The 247-nt window shown below is 67.2% G+C and carries 1 protein-coding gene; it reads right to left on the bottom strand.

The window, feature by feature from the left end; translation table 11 throughout:
- On the bottom strand, positions 1 to 247 hold a 247-nt coding region (locus tag FQ668_RS27930), incomplete at both ends, for a GNAT family N-acetyltransferase (protein ID WP_144180834.1).

The following is a 247-nucleotide window of genomic DNA, read 5'->3' on the forward strand; positions in this document are numbered from 1 at the left end:
GTATCCAGCAGCACGTGCTGGTAGCCAGCCATGCGTGCGGCATCCAGAATGCCTTCGGTCAGCAGCCGACCCAGACCGAAACCGCGGAACATGGGGCGCACGTACAGGCGTTTCATCTCGGCGGCATCGGCATAGTCGCTTTCCGGCAGCGGGCGCAGGGCGCAGCTGCCGGCTACCGTGCCGTCCACGAAGGCCAGCAGCAACACGCCTTGCGGGCCGGCATAGGCGCCGGGAAGCGAGGCAAGCT

Origin of the sequence: Pseudomonas sp. Kh14, assembly GCF_900291005.1 — a bacterium.
GTDB classification, from domain to species: domain Bacteria; phylum Pseudomonadota; class Gammaproteobacteria; order Pseudomonadales; family Pseudomonadaceae; genus Aquipseudomonas; species Aquipseudomonas alloputida.